1 protein-coding gene is annotated in these 2,202 nt (G+C 38.4%); it reads left to right on the forward strand.

The features are described from left to right. Positions 1 to 357 precede the first annotated feature (357 nt). The gene (gene aspS / locus B0A58_RS12780) at positions 358 to 2,112 is read left to right on the forward strand and encodes an aspartate--tRNA ligase (RefSeq protein WP_089081384.1); all 1,755 of its coding nucleotides are present in this window, start codon (positions 358 to 360) and stop codon (positions 2,110 to 2,112) included. Positions 2,113 to 2,202: the final 90 nt, after the last annotated feature.

Here is a 2,202-nt window from a genome sequence, read left to right on the forward strand (position 1 = left end):
TAATCCTTGAATTTTGGGCAAGCATAAACTGGTAAAAAACTTTACCTTCTTTAGAATTTTGCTTTTTTACTACTCTTATAAACATTTTGCAAATATATCAAACGCTTATCAAATAAACAATAATCATACCTCACTACAAACGAGATTTACAAACTACTGAAAATTTATAAACTGCTGATTTTAAGGTTTTTAAGTTTTTTAGACTCAAGCAACAGCCTTATATTTAACATATATTTAACACAAAAAAACCTTTTTACTAATTTTAAAATGCTAAAATCGGCAAGTTGGGTTAAACCCCAAAACTTTTTACGATAATTCCAATTAAGTTACTATTTTTGCATTCTAATATTTTACAAAATGTACAGAAGTCATCACTGTGGCGAATTAAATGCCACACATATCAATACAGAAGTAACACTCGCAGGTTGGGTACAAAATTCAAACGACAAAGGGTTTATCAATTGGGTCAATCTACGAGACAGATATGGCATTACCCAATTGCTTTTCGACAAAAGTCGGTCCAACGAAGCCGTTTTTGAAATGGCCAAAACACTCGGACGAGAGTATGTTGTTCAAGTAAAAGGCACCGTTATCGAACGAGAATCCAAAAACAAAAACTTGCCAACAGGCGATATCGAAATATTAGTATCCGAACTTCAAATTTTGAATGCCTCCCTAACGCCCCCTTTTACTATCGAAGACAAAACCGATGGTGGTGAAGACATCCGAATGAAATACCGTTACCTCGACATCCGTCGAAATCCCGTAAAAAACAGCCTGCTTTTCCGTCACAAAGTAGCAATGGAAGTACGAAAATACCTTTCCGATTTGGATTTTTGCGAAGTCGAAACCCCATATTTAATCAAATCAACTCCCGAAGGAGCTCGTGATTTTGTGGTACCTTCCAGAATGAACGAAGGACAATTTTATGCCTTGCCACAATCGCCACAAACCTTCAAACAACTCTTGATGGTAGGCGGTATGGACAAGTATTTTCAAATTGTAAAATGCTTCCGTGACGAAGATTTACGTGCCGACAGGCAGCCCGAGTTTACTCAAATCGATTGCGAAATGGCTTTTGTTGAACAAGAAGATATTTTGAATGTATTTGAAGGACTAACCCGTCATTTATTAAAAGAAATCAAAGGTGTTGAAGTAGAAAAATTCCCAAGATTTACCTATGAATATGCCATGAAAACATACGGGAACGACAAGCCAGACATCCGTTTTGATATGCAATTCTGCCCCCTAACCCCCGAAGGGGGAACTTTTGAGCCCAAAGGATTTCCTGTTTTTGATGATGCGGAAATTGTTTTGGCGATAAATGTGGCGGGTTGTGCAGATTATACCCGTAAACAACTCGATGAATTGACTGAATGGGTAAAACGTCCTCAAATTGGAGCAAAAGGATTGGTTTATGCTCGATATAATACAGATGGAACCCTAAAATCATCTGTGGATAAATTTTTTGATGAAACCGTTTTACAATCTTGGGCTACAAAATGTAAGGCCAAACCAGGTGATTTGATGCTTATTTTATCTGGAGAAACCGACAAAACCAGAACACAACTTTCGGCTTTACGAATGGAGTTAGCCACCCGTTTAGGATTGAGAAAACCAGACGAATTTGCTCCTTTATGGGTTGTCGATTTTCCATTATTGGAATTTGACGAAGAAAGTGGTCGCTACCACGCCATGCACCACCCCTTTACCTCGCCAAAACCAGAAGACATTAGCTTATTAGAAACCAATCCAGGAAAAGTACGTGCCAATGCGTATGATATGGTCTTGAACGGCAACGAAATAGGAGGAGGCTCTATCCGGATTCACGACAAAGCCACTCAAGAATTGATGTTCAAATACTTAGGATTCACACCCGAAGAAGCCAAAGCACAATTTGGATTCCTGATGGATGCCTTCCAATTTGGAGCACCCCCACACGGCGGATTGGCCTTTGGATTAGACAGATTGGTAGCCATTTTGGGCGGACAAGAAACCATACGAGATTTTATTGCCTTCCCAAAAAACAACTCAGGACGAGATGTCATGATAGATGCCCCCGCCACCATTGACGTCAAACAACTCGAAGAATTACACATACAGTTGCGATAAATTTTATAAATTAAACTTTAGTATTTTGAAAACCTTTGTCTTTTTTTATATATAAAATATTTGGCAAAGGTTTTTTTAACCCAACTTGCC

Source organism: Flavobacterium branchiophilum NBRC 15030 = ATCC 35035 (assembly GCF_002217205.1).
In the GTDB taxonomy this organism is placed as follows: domain Bacteria; phylum Bacteroidota; class Bacteroidia; order Flavobacteriales; family Flavobacteriaceae; genus Flavobacterium; species Flavobacterium branchiophilum.

Bases quoted from the DNA above. Each gene is read 5' to 3' on its own strand.
- aspS (WP_089081384.1), top strand. From the start codon at position 358: ATGTACAGAAGTCATCACTGTGGCGAATTAAATGCCACACATATCAAT.